Source organism: Butyrivibrio sp. AE3009 (assembly GCF_000420845.1).
GTDB lineage: Bacteria > Bacillota > Clostridia > Lachnospirales > Lachnospiraceae > Butyrivibrio.
Genome location: NZ_ATVS01000086.1, coordinates 1 through 3144 on the forward strand (window position 1 = coordinate 1; position 3144 = coordinate 3144).

Sequence of the window (3144 nt, forward strand, 5' to 3'; positions counted from 1 at the left end):
TATAGATATTAGGGATTATACTCATCTAAAGGCATATTAAGAACCTCTATTTGATTACTTTCGTATGTCCTGAGCACAAATTAGATATAATAATTTCTTTTCAGGTTTTGTTCTGCTACTATTCCCGAACTGGTAATAGTGGCCGTCCTTTTCGTCTAAAATCAACTGCTTCTTTTTACTATAACAGATTTCAGGCAGAGCCATAGCTCCAAATCCTGCTGTTCCTGGATTCTGATCCTGAGGCGTTTCCAGCAGGTTCCGTCAAGGGTGGCGTCCCTTGTCCACAACATAGATGGTTGGTTATCTGGAAGTTATTCAGCTCTCGTTCAATCCGTGAACAGTAAAGATTGTATTCTTCTCAAACATCCCTACAGCAAATGCCAATTTGAAATAAAAAGGCATATTCTCATAAGCTTCAAAACTTGTGCGCTGTAAAAATTCATCTACAGATAACTCTTCAACATAACCATAAGGATTTGCTACAGTTATCTTGTCATTAGGAATATCCATCCCAACAAGCAGGGAATAATGAAGAGTCCACACATCACCATACTTAGCTGCCCACTCAAATGGCACAGGTACTCCTCTTGACAGATTTTCATAAGCTGCATCTATCAGTTCCGTGTTTGACATGTATTTATGGATGGACGTAGTGTACTCCGGAAAGCGCTTGTTCATTTCTTCGCAGAACTTATCTCCTGTTGAGGTTATGACCTTGCCATATTCATTGTACAGATCCTCTTCTGTCAGATGTCCCCCATTCCATGCAGAAAACATCTCAATACAAGCGTAACCACAGGAAACATCCTGGGTTATTACCTCTACTCCATCAACATATACCGGAGCACCATATTTATCATCTTTATATATAGATGAATAATCAGTAAGGATTCTTCCTGTCTGTATCCGTAGCTTTATCAAAAGTCCCACCAACACAATAATAATCAGCGTTATAAAAATGAGAACACTGCGAATTGTCTTTTTCAAATAATGCCTCCTCTATCGTGTATAAACTGTAAGTTATGAATTCATCTCATCAACAACGTCAGCCGGCTTTACAGTCATTTCTACCCATGCTGGAATAATTTCTTTCTGATCTCTTCCGGTTCTTCAATGCTGAATTCAATCGGAGTTGCGTTATCAACCTCAATTGTATGTGACTGTTCAAAAGGGATATCTCTCTTCATTGCCGATAGAGTCATGATAACTGCCCCATGCGAAATTATCAACAGATTCTTATCGGAATCATTTAACCCGTTAGAAACATGCGCCGCTAGGCGCACATAGAAAAAGACTGTGCCCTCTTTTTTAGAAGGCACAGTCTTTTGGCACTCACATCTTTTTAATTATTTAGAAGACGATTAATCTCATCAACCATGTCATTGATTGCACTAGCCTGCTGTGCAACATGCTCAGTATTTGTAGCATTATTTCCAGCCATGGTACTGATAGCCACAAACTGCTCGTTCTCACTTCTGATACTCTCTGCGATATTCTGGTTAATCTCAACAGTTTTTTTGATGATTTCTGACTGGCGTTTATGTGCCTCATTCATCTCTTCAATTGCATTAACCGAATCATTCAGCATTGTAGTCATTTCACTTATGTCGCCAAATACTGTCTTAAACTGTTCATTCTGTTCAGCAAGCTTATTGGCATTTATCTCAACCTGTCCTGTAATCTCTTCTACGTTCTTCTGAACTCTTTCAATTATTGCACCAACGTCCTTAAGTGAGCTCTGCGTGTTTTCTGCAAGCTTACCAACTTCAGTTGCTACAACAGCAAATCCCTTTCCAGCATCACCCGCTCTTGCGGCCTCAATTGAAGCATTAAGAGCAAGAAGGCTTGTTGATGACGAAATTCCCTGAATAAGTTCAAGCGTTGTTCCAATTTCTTCTACTGCCTTTAGAAGTCTGCCGGCAATATCTGTTGTAACTGCCATAGAATCAGAAACTTCCGAATTTATTCCCTGAAGATCATTTAATGATTTCTCATTTTCTTTTGACTTCTTAAGAAGGTTGTCAGATGTCTTCTCAACAGTCTCAACATTTTCTTCTACAATGCTTGCGCAATCATTAAGCTCTGACAAGTTTGCCATACTCTCATCTGCTTTATTACCAAGAATATTACTGTTTTTAACAAGCTCATCACTTGTTGCTGATAACTCTTCTGCTGAAGCGCTCTCACTTGATGAGATATCCAAAAGAGTGGTTCCTGCAGTTACCATCTTGGAAGATATTGAACGAACAGCATCCATAACACCTGTAACACGCCTGTTGTTCTCTTCAAGCTCATCCTTTTTGGCAGTAATCAAAAAGTGTGAAACAAAGAATAAGAACATTACAAGGCCGACTAACGAAAGCACAAGGCCTACAACACACATGATTACATCTGTAATAAAGAGTTCGTCTTTTACCGGCAAAAGAGCTGTGCCTCTGACAAACCATGCAATAAACATAGAAACAATACAAATACTACCGGTAACGGACAGTAGCTTAATATCCATAAAGAATCCGATAAGTATCAGGAAGAAACATAAAAATCCCCAGAATGTTCTGGTCGGAACCATGTAAATAATGTAGTTCCACTGAATGATAAGAACAACTGAGCAGAAAACCTTTCCTATTTGAAGTTTTCCATCTTTTAAATATCCATCTTCATCAAATGAAGACTTAAGAATCAGCATTCCTGTAATAAAGAAACACACATCCATGATACTGAAAATTATTACTGCGATCCAAGGGATAACCTGATAAAAGCCAATTGTCTTTTCTACTATGAACATTGCTGTAGCAAACATACAGGCCGATACCAGTGCAGTAATACCCCATTTAAAAACCGCAGACAGGTATACTTCAAAAGCAGATTTTTTATTCATTGATAATTACCTCCTGAGATAAATGGTTTATGTTAACTAGATTGCCATAACTATTTTACTAAATTTCGCAAATTCTCATAAGTAAATATCTCTGAAATTATTATTAAAAAACTCTGCGTTGAAATGAATTATTTATTTCACCTTGTATTACCTGTCTTTCCGGCATTTAATTGCATGCAGCATACGAACCACTCATGAAACTTGCTTCTAATATGCATTTCACAGTCTAAGCCGAATAGATTATGGCTGCTTCATTGCATAAGTGC

Annotated in this window: 3 protein-coding genes; all 3 read right to left on the reverse strand. The window is 38.1% G+C overall.

Annotation, left to right across the window (positions count from 1 at the left end; genetic code table 11):
* Window positions 1-161: 161 nt before the first annotated feature.
* Window positions 162-290: a hypothetical protein gene (locus G588_RS23315; RefSeq protein WP_278246670.1), complete on the reverse strand. Its 129-nt coding sequence runs from the start codon at window positions 288-290 to the stop codon at window positions 162-164.
* Between the two features lie 25 nt (window positions 291-315).
* On the reverse strand, window positions 316-987 hold the full coding sequence (locus tag G588_RS0118280; RefSeq protein ID WP_022780132.1) for a hypothetical protein: 672 nt from the start codon (window positions 985-987) through the stop codon (window positions 316-318).
* A 355-nt stretch (window positions 988-1342) separates the two neighbouring features.
* Window positions 1343-2878 carry a methyl-accepting chemotaxis protein gene (locus G588_RS0118290; RefSeq protein ID WP_022780134.1) on the reverse strand — a complete coding sequence of 512 codons (1536 nt, stop codon included), beginning with the start codon at window positions 2876-2878 and terminating at the stop codon, window positions 1343-1345.
* Between the last annotated feature and the right edge of the window lie 266 nt (window positions 2879-3144).

Bases quoted from the DNA above. Each gene is read 5' to 3' on its own strand.
- G588_RS23315 (WP_278246670.1), bottom strand. From the start codon at position 290: ATGTTGTGGACAAGGGACGCCACCCTTGACGGAACCTGCTGGAAACGC.
- G588_RS0118290 (WP_022780134.1), bottom strand. From the start codon at position 2,878: ATGAATAAAAAATCTGCTTTTGAAGTATACCTGTCTGCGGTTTTTAAA.